The organism is Helicobacter sp. MIT 05-5294, assembly GCF_000765675.1.
Taxonomy (GTDB): domain Bacteria; phylum Campylobacterota; class Campylobacteria; order Campylobacterales; family Helicobacteraceae; genus Helicobacter_D.
In genome coordinates this window covers 11856-30306 of sequence record NZ_JRPA02000010.1, presented here as the reverse complement: position 1 = coordinate 30306, position 18451 = coordinate 11856, and the positions used below count along the sequence as shown (strand labels likewise).

The following is an 18451-nucleotide window of genomic DNA, read 5'->3' as shown; positions in this document are numbered from 1 at the left end:
GAAGTGTAACGAAGCAATCCATAAATTAAACCAAAATAGATTCTATAATGGCGAAATTCTAAAGCGTGGATTTGCGCTGAAACGGGTGAAATTTGTTTCATAAATTGCACACCACGAAGTCTAACGACTTCTCGCAATGACAATAAAAAATCTCGCCCTTAATACTCTCCATTATTTCCAAAAAAGTATAATGATTAAAAATATTTTAGCGTAAGTTTCTATAAATTTAGATTCTATAATGCGCAAATCAAAATCAGATTCCATTATGAAAAATCAATTCCAAAGCAGATTCTAAAACATTAATTAATTATAATTTTTTCATAATTTTTGCTTATTACTACTTAAAATTTTCTTTTGATTTTATCTTAATTTTAAAAAATTTAATATATAATTTTCCCCTTGAAAAATTCTACACAAAATAATTTAAGCAGCTAAGGAGAAATTCTATGGGATTTTTAAGTAATATGAAATTGCAGACTAAATTAGTTACAGCAATTGGAATGTTGTTTGTTGTCGGTGTGCTTATCCTTTCCGTCATCATTACAAGCATTGTAAGAAACAATATGGAACGCGATGCGAGAAGTATCATTGCAAAGGCGGCAGAAGGCGATGGAGAATATATTTCCGGGATTCTAGAAGAAGTCATCACTACAACACAAGCAGGTGCGGCGGTGTTGAATTATGTTTTTGAGACAATGGACCCCTCACAAATGAACTTAGCTAGGACTGAAAGTGTCTTAGAGGGGGTTTTTGATAGCTCTTCATACGCAGATTATGCGTTTCTTTATTTGGTTAACCCTCCAGCACACTTCAAAAACGACCCTATGAATCTAACACCAAGTGGCGAATTTGTAATGTTGCTTTACGATAATGACACACACGCCAAAGGCGGTGTTGTACATAAAAAGCCATCGGATTCCCTTATCACCAATCTCATGGCAGTTCAAAATGCCGTAAAACAAGGCAAATATGGTAGCAATGAAGTTTTCTTTGGGCGCGCAACGAAAATCAAAATAGAACAAGACGAATTTATCGGTTTCTCCTTAACGCTTCCATTATTCAACAACCATAAACAACTCGTCGGCGTGATTGGATTTATCATTAATACCGAACATTCTATATTAGAATTTATGGACAACAGAGCAGAGAGCTTATTTGATAACGAGTTGAAAGTTTTCTTTGATTCCGAAGGAAATATCATTGCAAACAAAAACAAAGAAATCTTGCTTAAGCGTCTTTCTGATATAAACAAACACCCGGGAGTTCAAGAGCTAGATAGAACCATTAAAGCCAATACGACAGGCGTTGTGAGATACCGCACGATTGCAGGTGTAGAAAGTTACGCCGCTGTGGATAGCTTCTCAACTTCAAGCGGTGCAGCAAACTTCTCATTTGCCGTTATTGCGCCAGAAGAATCCGTGTTAGCTCCTTTGTATCGTTTGGAAATTATCATTGCGACTGCTTCTTTGATATTTGTCATTCTTGCAATGTTGCTTGTTTATGTATATGTCCAAAAAAATATCGGCAGACGCCTTCCTGTGCTTGTCAATACTTTGGACCAATTCTTTAAATTCCTTAACCACGAAAGCAAAGATGTGCATTACATCAAGATTCGTGCTAATGACGAACTAGGAACGATGGGCAGACTTATCAATGAAAACATTAAGCGCACACAAGATTCGCTTAAAACCGATGAAGAAGCGATTGAACAATCTGCACAAACAGCAAGAGCAGTTGAAAGCGGAGATTTAACCGCTAGAATCACGCAACAACCTAGCAACCCTCAACTAGCAAACCTCAAAGATGTGCTTAACAATATGCTAGAAGTCTTGCAAAACAAAATCGGAAGCGATATGAATGAGATTCATCGCGTCTTTGAAGCCTACAAAAGCTTAGATTTCACCACCGAAGTGCAAAATGCGCACGGAAGTGTGGAAGTTACAACCAACACATTAGGTGAAGAGATTCGTAAAATGCTTAGAGGAAGTGCGGGATTTGCCCAAGAACTCGCAAATCAAGCTTCTGAATTGGAATCATCTATGCAAAAGCTAATGGAAGGCTCACACTCTCAAGCAAGTTCTCTCCAACAATCCGCGGCAGCAGTAGAAGAAATCAGTCAATCTATGGAAAATGTCTCCAATAAAACAAGCGATGCAACAAGACAGGCGGAGGATATTAAGGGAATCGTGGGCGTAATTAAAGACATTGCAGACCAAACCAACCTCCTAGCTCTTAACGCTGCGATTGAAGCGGCAAGAGCAGGAGAACATGGTAGAGGATTTGCGGTTGTTGCCGATGAAGTTCGAAAACTAGCGGAAAGAACAGGAAAAAGCTTAGGCGAGATTGAAGCAAATGTAAATGTGCTTGTCCAAAGCGTTAGCGAGATGAGCGAATCTATCCGAGAACAAGCGCAAGGAATCTCACAAATCAATGAAGCAATCGTCCAACTAGAAGGCGTTACAAACGAAAATGTTGAAGTTGCAAACATTACAAATGACATTGCTCAAAATGTTAATGGAATCACCAAAAATATGCTTGACGATGCGCATAAAAAGAAATTTTAATCATTTAAGGATTCTAACTTCACCGATTTAGGCTTTGCTTAAGCCTAAATCACTCACTTTTTTCTATTTAAGGATTCCATTGTAGAATTTCCCGAAGTTCTGCATTATAGATTGCGCCACCGCGCAACACATTCCCAAATTTAGCTATAATTGCGCAAAAATTTCAGTTTAAGGCAAAAAATGGATTATGATGTGATTGTGATTGGTGGGGGACATGCGGGGATTGAAGCCTCTGTTGTAGCGGCAAAAATGGGGTGCAAGACTTTACTTATTACAATGCTTGTAGAGCAAATCGGTGCGGCAAGTTGCAACCCAGCTATTGGAGGGCTTGGCAAGGGGCATTTGGTTAAAGAAATTGACGCCTTAGGCGGTGTTATGGGATATATTACCGATAAAAGCGGAATCCAATTCCGCACCCTTAATGCTTCCAAAGGTCCCGCAGTGCGCGGCACTAGGGCGCAAATTGATATGGATAGATACAAGATTCTTGCGCGTGATTTCTGCTATCACACGCCCAATCTTGAAGTAACCCAACAAATCGTAGAATCCCTAACACTCAATGAAGAAAAAACCGCAGTAATTGGGCTAAAAACCTCTATTGGCAAATCTTATTCTGCGCGTAAGATTATCCTCACCACAGGCACTTTTTTGCGAGGCAAAATTCATATTGGAGAAAACACCTCTAGCAATGGCAGAGCCGGAGAACCTCCAGCTTCTGCGTTAGGGAAAAATTTGCGCGAATTTGGGGAACAACTTGGAATGGAGATTGGCAGACTCAAAACCGGAACTTGCGCGAGAATCAAGGCAAGTAGCATTAATTTTACAAATCTAGAAAAGCACTTTGGCGATACTCCCGCACCCTATTTTAGCCGCCAAACACAAAAAGAACTTGGCAATCAAACCTTTAACCCCACCCAGCTCCCCTGCTTTGTAACCTACACAAACGCCAAAACCCACGCAATCATTCGCGAAAACTTCCACCGCGCACCTTTATTTACCGGGCAGATTGAAGGGATAGGACCACGCTATTGCCCAAGCATTGAAGACAAGGTTAATCGCTTCGCAGACAAAGAGCGACACCAACTCTTCTTAGAGCCACAAACATTAGAAGCAAACGAATATTATATCAATGGCTTGACAAGCTCCCTGCCCTTTGATGTGCAAGAAGCAATGATTCATAGCATTGAAGGCTTAGAAAATGCAGAGATTGTGCGCTATGGCTATGCGATTGAATACGACTATATTAACCCAACCGAGCTAAAACATACCCTAGAAACCAAAAAGCTAAAGAATCTCTACTGCGCCGGGCAAATCAATGGCACAACAGGCTATGAAGAAGCAGGAGCGCAAGGAATCTTCGCGGGTATCAATGCGGCATTAAGTGCGCAAGGCAAAGAAGAAATCACACTCAAACGCAGCGAGGCTTACATTGGTGTAATGATTGATGATTTGGTTACCAAGGGCACAAAAGAGCCTTATCGTATGTTTAGTTCACGCGCGGAATACCGCCTCCTTTTGCGCGAGGGAAACGCGGTTTTTAGACTAGGAGAATTAGCACACACGCTAGGACTAATGAGCAAGGAAGATTTCAATGTGCTTTTGCAAGATAAAACACACATTCAACAAGGCTTAGAATGGCTCAACAATACGCCCATTACGCCAACGCTAGAGATTCTAAAGTTTCTAGATTCCATTGGGGAAGAAAAAATCAGCGATAAAACGACTTGGAGCACGATTGTGAGTCGTCGCAGTTTTGATTTGCAAAAACTTCTGCGAATCAATGAGATTGTAGAATCCCCATTTGCACACTATTCTCCACGCGCATTAGAGGAAATTTTGGTAGAGACAAAATACGCGAACTATATCCAAAAACAACAAGAGCTTATCAATAATATGGACAAAATGCTAAGCATTGCGATTCCGCCAAATTTTGTGTTTGATGGGATTCCGGGACTTAGTTTAGAAGTGATTGAAAAACTCAAAAAATTCAATCCCAAAAGCCTTTTTGAAGCGAGTGAAATCAGCGGGGTTACCCCTGCGAGTTTAGAAGTCTTGCAACTTTATATCCATTTGCACAACAAGAAGACTAAAGGATAATGGGCTATGTAGCTTGTCATTGCGAGATTCTGTGGTAGTAGAATCGTGTGTTAGCAAATCATCGTGAGAAGTCGTTAAAGTATTGCCTTTTGTCATTGCGAGGGATTCGTTAGAATCTCGTAGCAATCTATAACCTCAAACAAACCTGCGATTCTGCTATTGCGTCATTGCGGGAAGTTGGCACAACTTCGTGGCAATCTACACTAAAGAATCTCGCCATTATAGAATCCACTTTATGCGTGATTATGGATTGCCGCGTTCGTTTCACTCACTCGCAATGACGAAAGGCGAGATTCCATTGTAACACCTTTTAGTATGCAAAACTTGCAAATCTACCCTTTAATTTATCTTAAAACAAACTTAATATATTTATTTTATTTAAACTTTAAGTGAGAATGCGCTAGAATCAAAAGCTAAACTTTATTTTAGGTTGATTTATGAAGCAATTAAATTTCAAAAGCTTTTTTTACACGATTCTTGCAAGTTTATTGTGTTTTGCATTGTTGCAAAATATCGCATTTGCAGAGGACGAATCCCGACTTGATGCTTACAATAAACTGCGCAAAGTAATTGGCACGGTTGAAAAATATTATGTTGATGAATTAAGTTTGAATGAAATCGTAGATAAGGCGATTGATGGGCTTTTGTCAAACCTTGACGCCCATTCTGCTTATTTAGACGAAAAGAAGTTTGAAGACTTAAAAATCCAAACTGATGGACAATTTGGCGGAATTGGTATCACGATTGCCCTCAAAGAAAGTGCGCTCACGATTATCGCTCCTATTGAAGGCACTCCGGGCGATAAAGCCGGTCTAAAGAGCGGCGATATTATCCTAAAAATCAACGAAGAAAGCACGCTGAATATGAGTATTGACGACGCGGTCAATAGAATGCGTGGCAAACCTAATACAAAAGTGCAGCTCACTATCGTGCGCAAAAATGAGCCAAAACCTCTTGTTTTTGATATTATTCGCGACAATATCAAAGTAGAATCCGTCTATGCAAAAGGGATTGAAGAGAGTAATTATGTTTATTTGCGCGTAACTTCTTTTGATAAAAATGTCAGCAAACGCGTAGAAGAAGAGCTAAAGAAATTCAAAACTATTGATGGTATTGTGTTGGATTTGCGCAACAATCCGGGTGGATTATTGAATCAAGCAGTAGAATTAAGCGATTTGTTTATCAAGGAGGGAATCATCGTTTCTCAAAAAGGCAGAATCAAAGATGAAAACATCGTTTATCGCGCGACAAACCGCACTCCTTATGGCAAGATTCCGCTTGTCGTGCTTGTCAATAATGGAAGCGCGAGTGCGAGTGAGATTGTCGCGGGAGCGATTCAAGATAATAAACGCGGGGTATTAGTCGGCGAGGGGACATTTGGCAAAGGTAGTGTGCAAGTTATTCTCCCCACAGAAAAGAAAGAAGCCTTGCGCTTGACGATTGCGCGTTATTATCTGCCAAGTGGTCGCACGATTCAAGCCGTTGGGGTAACTCCCGATATTGAAGTCGCTCCCGGTATCGTGCCTGATGAAAACAGCGGATTTAGCATTAAAGAAGCGGATTTACAAAAACATTTAGAGGGAGAATTGGCAAAAGTTGAATCCAACAAAGACAAAAAAACGAAAGATTCTAAAAATACAATCACACATAAACAGGTGCTACAAGATATTCAGCTTAAAAGTGCCATTGATGTGCTGAAAATCTTTAAAGTTCTATAAAAGGAGTAAAAATGCAAGTAGCGCAAAAAGAAATGATGTATGAGGGAAAAGGCAAAAAACTTTTCAAAACAGACGATGAAAATCTAATTATCTCCCAATTCAAAGACGACTTAACCGCCTTTAATGCAGAAAAAAAGGGAAGTGAGCAAGGCAAGGGGATTCTAAACTGCAAAATTTCAACAGAAATCTTTAAACTCTTGGAGCAAAATGGTGTCAAAACACATTTCGTTGAAACCATAGGCGAAGATTTAATGCTTTGCAAACGCGTGAAGATTATTCCTATTGAAGTGGTTGTCCGCAATGTTGCAACCGGCTCCTTAAGTAAGCGTCTAGGTATCAAAGAGGGGGAATCCTTGCCTTTTACTTTGGTGGAATTTTATTATAAAGACGACGCACTTGGCGACCCGCTCATCAACGATGAACACGCACTGATTCTCCAATGCGTCAAATCCACAGAATCCTTAGATGAGTTGCGCAAAATCGGGCGTAAAGTCAATGAAGTGCTAAGAGTGTTTTTTGACAAAAAAAATCTAATCTTGGTGGATTTCAAATTAGAATTTGGCGTAGATTCTAGCGGTGCGATTCTACTTGCTGATGAAATTACACCGGATTCTTGCAGATTTTGGGATAAAGACACACGAGAAAAACTAGACAAAGACCGCTTCAGACAAGATTTGGGCAATGTCAAAATGGCTTACGAAGAGATTTTAAAAAGAATCCAAACTTAAGGAGAAAAAATGAAAGTAGAAGTCATTGTAGGGCTAAAAGAGGGCGTGTTAGACCCACAAGGCAAAGCAATCCACCATGCTTTAGAATCTCTAGGCTATCAAGGTGTGCAAGGTGTCAAGGTGGGCAAAGTGATTACACTAGAGATTGCAGGAAATGATACAGCCAATGCCAAAAAAGAAGTGGAATCTATGTGTGAAACCTTGTTGGCTAACACCGTGATTGAAAACTATCAAATAAAGATGTAAAAAATGATTGCGATTCTACAATTTTTGGGAACAAACTGCGAATACGATGTGGAATACGCCTTTTCGCTTTTAGACGCACCCACCACCATCGTATGGCACAAAGAAACTTCCCTGCCAAAAGACACAAAATTAGTCGTCATACCCGGTGGATTCAGCTATGGAGATTATCTGCGTAGCGGGGCAATCGCGCGATTCTCTCCTATTATGAAAGCCGTAATAGAGTTTGCAGATAAAGGCGGATATGTGCTTGGAATCTGCAATGGCTTCCAAATCTTACTTGAAAGCGGATTATTGCCCGGTGCAATGAAACGCAATGAAAACCTGCATTTCATTTCTAAAGATTCCAATCTCAAAGTGATTCACAACGACAATGTGTTTTTAAGCAAATTCCTTCCGGGCGAAATTGTAAAGATTCCTATTGCTCACGCTGATGGAAACTATTATATTGACGACAAAGGCTTAGAAGAGCTTAGAGAAAACCACCAAATCTTGCTAGAATATGTTGAAAACCCCAATGGTTCTGTGAGCAATATCGCTGGAGTTTGCAACAAACAAAAAAATGTCTTTGGGCTTATGCCACACCCTGAACGCGCCATAGAAAAAACACTCGGTCAAGACATTGGCTTAAAAATGCTAGAAGGATTCGTAAGGGTTCTATGAAAATTTTTATACAATTAGCTTTTGTTTTTGGATTTAGCATTTATGGAATCGCGCAGGAAGTAGAGACGCAAAAAACCCCTGTGAGCGAAACAAGAATGTTCCCTCAAAATGTGCAAAATCCTATGGAGGATTCTGCCTCACAAGATTCTGCTTTAGAGAGTGCAACACATCACGCATTACCCAATGCAATCTCTGAAGAAGATTTGCAAAACGATCTACAAAAAGCATTGGATAGGGATTTGCAAAATGATTTTGAAGAGGATTCCACAACGCCAAACCCCGCTCCTCTCTCGCAAGATTCTACACCCAACCTCAACTTAGAATCTCTCTATCAAGAATCGCAACCCCAAGAATCTCAAGATTCCACATTTCAAACCCCAAACCCTCAAGACACTTTACAAGAAACCGATGAAAACCCCTATCCTATTAATTCTCTTGCTAAAAATGTCTATTTAGAGATTCTCAATCCTCCTTTGGATATTTTATATGTTCATCAAGTGATTTCTTTGGATTTGAAGCTTCTCGTGCTGACAAATTATTCCACAATCAAAACGGAATTTGTGTTTGAAAACAGCATTCAAGAAGCAAGTGTAGAGATTCTAAACCCCAATGAAAGCTGGAATCTCAACACAGAAGATTCTAGCCTAAGAAACACCTTTTATTTTAAAATCAAGCAACCAAACTATACGATTCCTCAAATCAAAATCAGCGTTAATACTGACGAGGGAGAAGCCACCGAAAGCACACAAAATATCAGTGGCAAAGCCATTAAGCTAGAACGGCAAGGAAGCTTTTGTCAAGTCCTCGCACAAGATTTGAAAATCCTAGATACAAAGATCACTAACTACGACACGCAGCACAATCTTGCGGTTTTTCAATTCCAAAGCACAATGGGCAATCTCTTTGATTTTCATCTAGCATCTTACACGCAACAAGGCATTGAAAGCAAAAGTGGCGACTATAAACAAGCAGAGGCTTTTTACTATGCAATCGTCCCCAAAGACTTAAACACGATTCGTTTTGATTATTTCAATACAAAAACTTCTAAATACACAGAATTGCTAGTGGATAATATCGCGATTGAAGATAGAGTTAGCACACAAAGCGACATCAAGCCCAAAAACAATCACCAATTTTTTAAAATCGCTTCTATGGCTTCTCTTGCTATTTTGTTTTTTGGTTTGTATTTGTATAAAAGAAAGTTGATTTTTGTTTTGCTTGGTATTATTGCACTTGGAGTGTTGTTTTATTTCCTCACACTCAAAACCTCCGCTACGCTTAAAGCAAACGCTTCTCTTAGAATCCAACCAACCTTTAATTCCACCATCATTCTCACCACGCAAGAGCCAATAAAAGTAGAGATTTTGGGACAACGGAGCAATTATTACAAAGTGCTTTTGCAAGACGATCGTATAGGGTGGGTAAAACGCGATGATCTCCAAAATTAGAGCTATTAGCGCGGTTCTTTACACGCTGCTTTTCATTCCTTGCACGATTGCTTTGATGTATCTTTTCCCAAACGCACAACGCAAATTGAGGCAAATCACCGCTAGAGGATTCCTCAAACTCTTTGGTGTGCACACAAACATTCAAGGTGCGTTAGACTCTAGTGCGCAGATTCTAGTTCTCAACCACCAAAGCTTTATGGATGTGATTTTCCTAGAAGCAATCCACCCTAATAATCTTTGTTGGATTGCCAAAAAAGAGCTTGGAAAGCCCTTCTTATACGGACACGCACTCAAAGCCCCCAAAATGATTCTTATCAATCGTGAGAGCAAAAAGGAGCTTGTATTTTTGCTCAAAGAAGCAAAGGATAGATTAGAAAACAACCGCACCCTATGTATCTTTCCAGAAGGCACACGCAGTCTTGGAGGAGAGAAGTTTTTGCCCTTTAAAAGTGGAGCGAAGATTCTCATCGAACGCTTCAACCTCAAAGTCCAGCCCGTTGTAGTTTGTGGCACACGCAAATGCCTTGATATTGGTGCATTAAAATTCCAAAACACACCTTTTAGTGTGCAATATCTACCGGCTTTTATACCACAAGGCGAACATTGGTTTGAAGACCTCAAAACACAAATGCAAACAGAATATTCTAAAATGTATGCACAATCCCAAAATATCCCCAATCAAGATTCCAAAGGTTAGCAATGCACGGAAAAATCGTTCGTTACCTAAGCAGCAATGGCAAAGGTGCTGTGATCAATCTCTCAAGAAAACTCTTTGAATTTACCAAAGAAACTTGGCATGATAAAAAAGTGATTCCCGCTGTAGATATGTTTGTAGAATTTCGCTGCAATGAAGCAGGACAAGTTACAGACTGCAAAGCGTCAAGATACCAAGACTTTGGCAACCATTCTATGATTTCAGAATCCGAGTTTTGGCATCACGAAACAGATGAACAACTCGACACACTCCTTAGCAACAAACGCGACGCAATCGTTCAAAAAATCTACAAAACAACTGACTACCAAAAAATCAGAGAAATTGCCGTAGATATAAAGCCTATGGAATCCCTCAAAAAATACTTTTCTCAAGAGTTTTCCGCCATCGCATTTTTAAACGATTTGCACTTGCCAAAAGACAAATTCCTCTATGACTACACGCACCTCAAGCGATTCAGTGCCAAAACGCTAGATAACCTACTTTATAGCGACAAAACGATTCCCAAAGACGATTTTATTGAAGAACTCGGAATTATGACGCGTTTAGAATCCGCATTTTCAGGTCTTACGCGCTACCAAAAAGTCAATGTTGAAAATGTCTTCAAAGAGCATTTTTTAGCTCAACAATGCCATTATCAAGCCCTTATCGTAGCGATTAATAATGCAAAAGACACCGCCAATCTATGCCAAAAACGAATCAACGCCTTAAAAAGCGATATTCTCTTGCTTCAGCGCAGAATCCAATCCAAAGTAGATTTAGAGAAAAACTCACAAAAACTAGAAAAAGTGCAATTAGAGCTAAAAAAAATGGGGGAAAGCGAAAACTTCAATAGCAATCTTTGCAAAAGACTTCTGCATTTAAAAGAACAATTTGAAGAGCATTATCTCAAAATCTACACCGAGCTTTACCAAAAAACACATGAGAGAATCTACAAAAAAATCAAAAGCGGGTTGGATATTTGTATCACGATTCTAAACGATAAAATCTATCACAAAATCCTAAAATCCGTGAGTTTGCAGAAAAACTTTTTCAAAAATGCCAACAACGACCGCGTGCCTACGATGACTTATTTTATTGAACAATATTTAGAACACCTCAATAAAGACAAGCTTAACGAGCTAGACACATTGCTTTATCACTATATCAACAAAATCAAAAAGAAGCAAAGAAAATATTTCCTCATCGTAACCACTGATGAGCAAGAATCTACGAATCTAAAACTTAAGATTCTATGCCAAAATGAGCTTTATTCTGTTAAAACCGCCTATAAGCGCACTTTGTATTTCTCTTTGATTAATGAAATCACCTTTGAAAAAATCTACATTGATAGTGCGCATATTTGGGAGAATCCCGAAGGACTGATTCAAGAAGCAAAAGCCTTTAAAGCCAATGCGCAAACTTCCTTTGAAATCATCTCCAAACAAGTTAGCGGAAATCGCTTCGGCTTTTTAGAGTGATATTGCGCGTTTTAATGCTATAATCACAAATGAATTTAAATTAAAGTAACACAATGAACAAAACAACAAAACAACAAAATCCCGCCAAAAGACAGACACAACAAGCGCAAGATTCCCAAACTCTTGCCCCAAACTCTTATTCTGCTAAGGGCTTTGAATCCTTTGGCTTGAAAAAAAGCATTTTGCGCGGCATTAAAGAAGCGGGTTTTAGCGAACCAAGCCCAATCCAACAAGAGGCAATTCCAATCATCTTAGATGGCTTAGATGTGATTGCACAAGCGCAAACAGGGACGGGCAAAACAGCCGCTTTTGGATTGCCTCTCATCAACAGCCTCAAACACAATGGCGAAATTGAAGTGCTTGTCGTAACGCCCACAAGAGAACTTGCAATGCAAGTAGGCGATGAAATCTTTAAACTTGGCAAATACAACAAAGTGCGCACCGTCTCGCTTTTTGGCGGACAGCCTATTCGCAGACAACTTGAATTACTAGAAAAACGCCCACAAATCATCATCGCGACACCCGGAAGATTGCTAGATCATTTGCGCAACGAACGGCTTAAAAACTTCTCCCCAAGCGTGGTTGTATTAGACGAATCCGATGAAATGCTGGATATGGGATTCTTAGATGATATAGAAGAGATTTTCACCTATCTTTCTAATGCGCGTCAAACTCTCCTTTTCTCTGCTACAATGCCAATTCCTATTAAACATTTAGCTCAAAAGATTCTTAATAATCCAAAGCTCATCAAAGTAACGCCCGAAGATGCGACTAATCAAGACATCGCCCAACGCTATTATATTATTAACGAAAGTGAGCGCGAAGATGCGATTGTGCGCCTCATTGATAGCGAAACTCCAAGCAAGGCAATCATTTTTACGCGTATGAAAAAAGAAGCGGATATTTTATCCGAACGCCTACTTTCTCGCGGTTACAAAGCAGGAGCATTGCACGGAGATATGGAACAAAGAGAACGCCTCAAATCCATTAACGCTTTTAAAAATTCTAGCATTAATATTCTTGTCGCGACCGATATTGCCGCGCGTGGGCTAGACATCAGCGGTGTAAGCCATGTGTTTAATTTCCATATCCCGCTCAATCCCGAATCCTATGTGCATCGTATTGGACGCACCGGAAGAGCCGGGAAAAAGGGCATTGCAATCACACTTGCGACACCTTTAGAGTTTAAAGAGATTCGCAGAATCAAAGAAAACACCAAAGCAAGTATTGAACTATACGAGATTCCAAGTATTCAAGACGCAATGGACAAGCAAGATTCCAATTTGCTAGACAAAATCCTCAAACACACTATCAGCGACGACGCATTGCGAATCTATGAGCAAATCCGCTCACACGCAGATATGACGCAATTAGTTTGCAAACTGCTTTCTATGGTATTGCAAGATTCCAAAGTCTTAGGACCTAACAAAATCGGACTTAACAAAAAGGATTTGAAAACCATGCAAATGCAATTAGAGGGGAATCCTCGCAGAGAACGACAAAACAACGATAAAGACAGCGCAAAAAACAGAAGAAACAACAAAAACTATGGGAAAGATTGGAATCATAACAAGAAACCAAAAAGCTCCAAAAGAGATTCAGAGGATTGGAATTTTCAAGAATTTCACAAAGAATCGCGCCAAAAATCCCAGTCTAAAAATCATCGTAATTCCTCAAAAAACCGCGCACCAAGCCAAAAATCTAAAAATTCCAAAAACCACAACGGGAAATCATAATGGAATTTCAACCCTATCCTTTTGAAAAGCTAAATTTGCTCATTAGCGGAATCCAAACCGAAGGCAGACGCATTTCCTTGACGATTGGCGAACCGCAGTTTGAAACTCCAGCATGTATTTGTGAAGCCTTAAAAGAAAATGTGGAATCCTTAAACAAATACCCAAAAACCGCAGGGGAAGAATCCCTCAAAGATTCTATGCGAGGCTTTATGCAGCGTAGATTCAATATCGCACTCAAGCCCAATGAGCTGATTCCAACTTTTGGGACGCGCGAAGCATTGTTTAACTTCCCGCAATTTTACCTCTTTGACAAACCCAACCCAACCCTAGCGCACCCTAATCCTTTCTATCAAATCTACGAGGGCGCAGCACTTGCTTGTAGGGCAAAAAGCATTTATATGAATCTCACCCCCCAAAACAACTTCAAGCCCAGCCTTACAAAGGAGCAAATGCAAACTTGTGATTTGGTGATTCTAAACTCTCCTAACAACCCAACAGGCGCGACTTTAAGCCTAGAAGAATTAAAAGTTTGGGTTCAAAATGCGCTTGAATTTGACTTCTTGCTTCTTAACGATGAATGTTACAGCGAAATTTATAGCAACCAAAAACCCGCTTCCATACTCCAAGCCTCTCTTGAAGTGGGAAATGAGAATTTCAAAAACATCTTAGCTCTCAATTCCATCTCCAAACGCTCCAGCGCACCCGGACTTAGAAGCGGATTTATCGCCGGAGATTCTACGATTTTGAAGCCTTATTTGCAATACCGCACTTATGTAGGTTGCGCTTCTCCTCTGCCCTTACAAGCGGCAGCCACGCTTGCTTGGAACGAGGAAACACACACGGAATTTTCACGCGCCCAATATGCCAAAAATCTCCGCTTAGCATATGAGATTCTAAGCTCTAAGATTCCAAATTTACGCATTCCAGAAGAGACTTTTTATGTATGGCTTCCCGTCTCAAACGATTTAGAATGGACGAAGAATCTTCTAGCCAAAGAAAATATCCTAGTCTTGCCGGGAAGCTTTCTTTCAAGAACAGATAAAAATGGAGAAAATCCGGGGCGAAATTTCGTTCGCCTTGCTTTGGTTTATGAAGAATCCATTATTCAAGATTCTCTTTTAAGGTTGCAAAAGTGGCTTTAGGGGCTAAAAAAATTCACTTCATTGGGATTGGCGGGATTGGAATCTCCGCCCTTGCGAAGTTTCTACGCGCACAAGGTGCAGAAGTCAGCGGTTCAGATATTGCAGAGGGTTGCGTTACCAAAGAATTAAAGCAAATGGGAATCAAAGTCAGCATTCCCCACACAAAGGAAGCCATTTGCAAACAAGATTTGGTGATTCATTCTGCTATTATTAAGCCTGACAATATTGAATTACAAACCGCGCACGAACAAGGAATCCCCGTGCTTTCGCGCAAGGAATCCCTAAAAATGATATTAGGAGACAAAGAAGTTTTTGCTGTTGCAGGTGCGCATGGCAAAAGTACCACAACTGCGATTTTAAGCGCAATTTTAAAGGACGCAAGTGCGCTCATTGGCGCGGAGAGCAAAGAATTTCATTCCAACACGCGTGCGCTCAAAAGCAATCGTGTCGTATTTGAAGCTGATGAATCCGATAAAAGCTTCCTAGAATGCAATCCCTCCTGCGCAATCGTTACCAATGCAGAACCAGAACATATGGAGACTTATGCGCACGATTTGCGACAATTCCACAAGGCTTACAAGGATTTTTTAAATCTTGCTAGAATTTGCATTTTTAACGCGGAAGATTCCTTTTTGGGCACATTAAAAGACCTAAAAAAGCCTTGCATTCGGCTTTATCCAAGCCAAGATTTGCGTGAGATTTCTTACTTTTGCGAAAATGGAATCCCAAAAACGCGATTCCATTTAGTCTGCGAGGGCAAAGACTATGGAACTTTTCAAGTGTATGGTTTGGGCGAACATATCGCAATTGACGCGGCACTTGCTGTGCTTGCAGCCGCGCAAGTGATTCCTTTAGAAGAAATTTCTAAAAACATTCAAAACTATTGCGGAATCAAGAAACGATTTGATTTCTTAACACATGGCAAATGCACCATTATTGATGATTATGCGCACCACCCAACCGAAATTGCCACAACGCTTAAAGCACTCAAAACCTATCAGAATCTCAACTCCATTAAGCCTCTCACTGCGATTTGGCAACCCCACAAATATTCGCGCGTGATTGACAATTTACAAGGTTTTGTGGAATGCTTTACAGGTGTGGATAAATTAGTGATTTTGCCTGTATATGCTGTGGGAGAAAATGCGATTCCTCTTGATTTTGAAAGTCTTTTTGCGCGTTATACGCCTATTTTTGCGGATTGTGTCGTGCGTGAGGGCGAGACGCTTTTACTCAAAAAAGACAACCAAACCCTAGAACGCTTGGACAATGGAATCGTTGTTGGATTTAATGCAGGGAATCTTACTTACGCACTTAGAGGCGGAATCTAATGGTGCGTTTTTGGATTCTTTTTATTGTTGTGATTGCGCTTTTGGCGTTTTTAGCACAACTCCTTTCCAAGTTTGATATTATCAGTCGCAAAATGCGCGTGTATTTTGGGATTTTGTTGTTGCTACTTGCCCTAGGTATTGGTATTTTTAACTTTTTCCAAGAGAAACGAGAAGATACTCTTAATGATTTGGCGCATTCTTTTTTGCAGGGCAAAAGTCTGATTTGCCAAGTTGGCACACACACGATTGAAGCAAACAATAAAAGCTTCAACTTTATTAGCGGCACACTCACGCTAATGGGCAAAGAAGAAAGCGATTATTACCGCGTAACGATTCCACTCAAAGCGTGTCAATTAAAAAATGCTACCTCTCATTAAACAACTAGATTTAGAAGAGTTTTTCAAGAGTTTTGAAGGCTTTTTGGCGCGTCCAAAAGAATTGTTTTTGCAAGGAGATAGCAAAATCCACCTGCGTTACATTCAAGCCCTAGAAGACTTAGAATTTACGCCTCCAAAACCCGTGCAAAACCTAGATTCGCAACTTGCACTACTAAAGAAATTCGGATTTTTAAAGCTTGATGAAATCTTTGAATTTGTCAAAATTATCCGCTATTTTAGCTATCTTAAAACCCTTAAATGCGAGGGAATCCTCTATGAGTGGTGGAATCAAATCCTAATCCCCGATACGATTTTAGAAATCTCTAAATCTTTCTTGGAAAATGGCAACCTCAAAACAGGAATTTATTTAGAATTGGATTCCATTAATGCAGGAATGGAGCGTGTCAAAAAAGAAATCGCATCGGCATTAAATCAAATCCTAAACCAAAACAAACTCACAGCCTACCTTGTAGATAGACAAATCCACCTTATCAACGACGAAGAATGCCTACTTCTTAAAGCGGGATTCCACCATATTTTAAAGGGGCAAATCATTCATCGTTCTGCGACAGGATTCTTTTATGTTTTGCCCCAAAGCATTGCGAATCTAAAAGACCAATACAACGCACTCAACAACAGAAAAGAAGAGCAACTCCTCCATATCACACGCGAAATCTCTAGCGTTCTTACGAAACATTTGCTTTTTTTAGGATTCATCAACAAAGAATTTGACCGCTTTGATAGCTATCAAGCACGACTATATTTTGCGCGTTCTTTAGGCTTGGAATTTTTAGCACCTAAGCCCAACGATTCTGCGATTATTCTAAGCGAATTTCGCCACCCCGCACTAAAGAATCCCAAATCCATTAGCCTTGACTTTAGAGAGCAAGTCTTGATGATAACCGGCGTCAATGCAGGAGGCAAAACAATGCTCCTAAAATCTATTTTAAGTGCGGTTTTTCTATCAAAACACCTAATCCCGCTTCCGATTAATGCACACCAATCTAGCATTGGTAGCTTCAAACACCTAAATCTTATCTTAGAAGACCCACAAAACAGCAAGAATGATATTTCTACCTTTGGTGGGCGTATGTTGCAGTTTAGCCAAATCCTAAGAGATAGCGGCGGGATTTTGGGCGTTGATGAGATTGAGCTTGGCACAGATAGTGATGAGGCGGCAAGTCTGTTTAAGGTATTGCTAGAAAACCTTATGCAAAAGGGTAACAAAATCATCATCACAACACACCATAAACGCCTCGCTGCCCTTATGGCAGGAGATTCTCGTGTGCAACTTCTCGCGGCACTCTTTGATGAGGAACGCGAAATGCCGACTTTCAGCTTCCTAAGCGGGACGATTGGCAAAAGCTATGCCTTTGAAACTGCCTTGCGTTATGGAATCCCAAAATCTCTCGTCAAAGAGGCAAAAGCCCTTTATGGAGAAGATAAAGAAAAGCTTAATGCGTTGATTGAAAATTCTTCCCGCTTAGAGATGAAATTGCAAAATGAGATTTTAGAAGCACAACAAAACAATGCGAACTTGAAGCAAAAAATCACCCATTTAAAAAACAAAGAAGAGGCATTAGAACAAACCTACGCCACAGCACAAGAAAAACTAGAATCCAACTTCGCCGAGGCAATCAATGCCGCTAAAAAAGCAATTAAAGAACAATCCCAAGAGGCGATTCATCGCCAAATCAACTTTGCCCATAAGCTTTTAAAAGAAGCACGAGAAAAGAATCCCGCACCCACACAACCTGCACAAGAAGCGCAAACTTTTGCGATTAACTCGCGCATAAAATACCGCAATCATCGGGGAATCGTGCTAAGCTTACACAAGGACAAGGCGCGTATTCAACTAGATGATGGAATGAAGATTCAAGTCTCACTAAAAGAAATCAAGCCTTATGGCAACATTCCTAAACCGCCTAGCTCCAAGATTGAAGTCCAAACGCCACAAAATGCAAGTGTTGTGTTGGATTTGCACGGCTTACGCGCAGAAGAAGCGATAGAAAAGCTTGATGAATTTATCTCCAATAGCTTGATTGCCGGATTTGATGAAGTGTTAGTTTATCATGGAATCGGCACAGGGCGGCTATCTGTAGTCGTGCGAGATTTTCTCAAATCCCACCCCAAAGTAGTTGCATTTACCGACGCACCACCCAAAGCCGGAGGATTTGGCGCAAAAATCGTCAAGCTTTAACTCTTATTTGCATCTTTACATTCTTTCAGACA

At 40.2% G+C, this 18451-nt stretch carries 16 protein-coding genes; 14 read left to right on the top strand and 2 right to left on the bottom strand.

The genetic code is table 11. The features are described from left to right. Nucleotides 1-446 precede the first annotated feature (446 nt). Nucleotides 447-2564 (top strand): methyl-accepting chemotaxis protein, encoded by a 2118-nt coding sequence (locus LS69_RS11095; protein ID WP_275050964.1) that lies wholly within the window; start codon nt 447-449, stop codon nt 2562-2564. A 180-nt stretch (nt 2565-2744) separates the two neighbouring features. Continuing rightward, nucleotides 2745-4661: a tRNA uridine-5-carboxymethylaminomethyl(34) synthesis enzyme MnmG gene (mnmG, locus tag LS69_RS06340; protein WP_138123284.1), complete on the top strand. Its 1917-nt coding sequence runs from the start codon at nt 2745-2747 to the stop codon at nt 4659-4661. On the opposite strand, the gene LS69_RS06335 is transcribed toward mnmG, so the two are convergent. Together LS69_RS06335 and LS69_RS10450 are read right to left on the bottom strand one after the other, a co-directional pair. Then, nucleotides 4608-4787 carry a hypothetical protein gene (locus LS69_RS06335; protein WP_138123282.1) on the bottom strand — a complete coding sequence of 60 codons (180 nt, stop codon included), beginning with the start codon at nt 4785-4787 and terminating at the stop codon, nt 4608-4610. The two genes, mnmG and LS69_RS06335, sit on opposite strands and share 54 nt — an antisense overlap. 1 nt (nt 4788) lies before the next feature. Then, entirely contained in the window at nt 4789-4929 is a 141-nt protein-coding gene (locus tag LS69_RS10450; RefSeq protein ID WP_194145444.1) for a hypothetical protein, read from the bottom strand. Between the two features lie 169 nt (nt 4930-5098). Between LS69_RS10450 and LS69_RS06330 the strand changes: the two genes are divergently transcribed. The 12 genes from LS69_RS06330 to LS69_RS06275 are packed head-to-tail and all read left to right on the top strand — an operon-like array spanning nt 5099 to nt 18419. Next, the gene (locus tag LS69_RS06330; RefSeq protein ID WP_138123280.1) at nt 5099-6379 is read left to right on the top strand and encodes a S41 family peptidase; all 1281 of its coding nucleotides are present in this window, start codon (nt 5099-5101) and stop codon (nt 6377-6379) included. A gap of 11 nt (nt 6380-6390) precedes the next feature. Then, on the top strand, nt 6391-7107 hold the full coding sequence (gene purC, locus LS69_RS06325; RefSeq protein WP_138123278.1) for a phosphoribosylaminoimidazolesuccinocarboxamide synthase: 717 nt from the start codon (nt 6391-6393) through the stop codon (nt 7105-7107). A 9-nt stretch (nt 7108-7116) separates the two neighbouring features. After that, nucleotides 7117-7353, top strand: coding sequence for a phosphoribosylformylglycinamidine synthase subunit PurS (gene purS / locus LS69_RS06320; protein ID WP_138123277.1), 237 nt, complete (start codon nt 7117-7119; stop codon nt 7351-7353). A 3-nt stretch (nt 7354-7356) separates the two neighbouring features. Next, nucleotides 7357-8013 (top strand): phosphoribosylformylglycinamidine synthase subunit PurQ, encoded by a 657-nt coding sequence (purQ, locus tag LS69_RS06315; RefSeq protein WP_138123275.1) that lies wholly within the window; start codon nt 7357-7359, stop codon nt 8011-8013. Beyond that, nucleotides 8010-9461 (top strand): SH3 domain-containing protein, encoded by a 1452-nt coding sequence (locus tag LS69_RS06310; RefSeq protein WP_238699205.1) that lies wholly within the window; start codon nt 8010-8012, stop codon nt 9459-9461. Before purQ ends, LS69_RS06310 begins: the two co-directional genes overlap by 4 nt. Beyond that, entirely contained in the window at nt 9445-10158 is a 714-nt protein-coding gene (locus LS69_RS06305; RefSeq protein WP_138123273.1) for a lysophospholipid acyltransferase family protein, read from the top strand. Before LS69_RS06310 ends, LS69_RS06305 begins: the two co-directional genes overlap by 17 nt. A 2-nt stretch (nt 10159-10160) precedes the next feature. After that, complete coding sequence (locus tag LS69_RS06300; protein WP_138123271.1) at nt 10161-11633, top strand: hypothetical protein; 1473 nt, start codon at nt 10161-10163, stop codon at nt 11631-11633. A gap of 53 nt (nt 11634-11686) precedes the next feature. Further along, nucleotides 11687-13369, top strand: a complete 1683-nt coding sequence (locus LS69_RS06295; protein ID WP_138123269.1) for a DEAD/DEAH box helicase — start codon at nt 11687-11689, stop codon at nt 13367-13369. Further along, on the top strand, nt 13369-14511 hold the full coding sequence (locus LS69_RS06290) for a succinyldiaminopimelate transaminase (protein WP_138123267.1): 1143 nt from the start codon (nt 13369-13371) through the stop codon (nt 14509-14511). The genes LS69_RS06295 and LS69_RS06290 overlap by 1 nt, the downstream gene beginning before the upstream one ends. Beyond that, nucleotides 14502-15842, top strand: a complete 1341-nt coding sequence (gene murC / locus LS69_RS06285; protein ID WP_138123265.1) for a UDP-N-acetylmuramate--L-alanine ligase — start codon at nt 14502-14504, stop codon at nt 15840-15842. The genes LS69_RS06290 and murC overlap by 10 nt, the downstream gene beginning before the upstream one ends. Then, nucleotides 15842-16219, top strand: a complete 378-nt coding sequence (locus LS69_RS06280) for a hypothetical protein (protein WP_138123263.1) — start codon at nt 15842-15844, stop codon at nt 16217-16219. The genes murC and LS69_RS06280 overlap by 1 nt, the downstream gene beginning before the upstream one ends. After that, nucleotides 16203-18419: an endonuclease MutS2 gene (locus LS69_RS06275; RefSeq protein ID WP_138123261.1), complete on the top strand. Its 2217-nt coding sequence runs from the start codon at nt 16203-16205 to the stop codon at nt 18417-18419. The genes LS69_RS06280 and LS69_RS06275 overlap by 17 nt, the downstream gene beginning before the upstream one ends. Nucleotides 18420-18451: the final 32 nt, after the last annotated feature.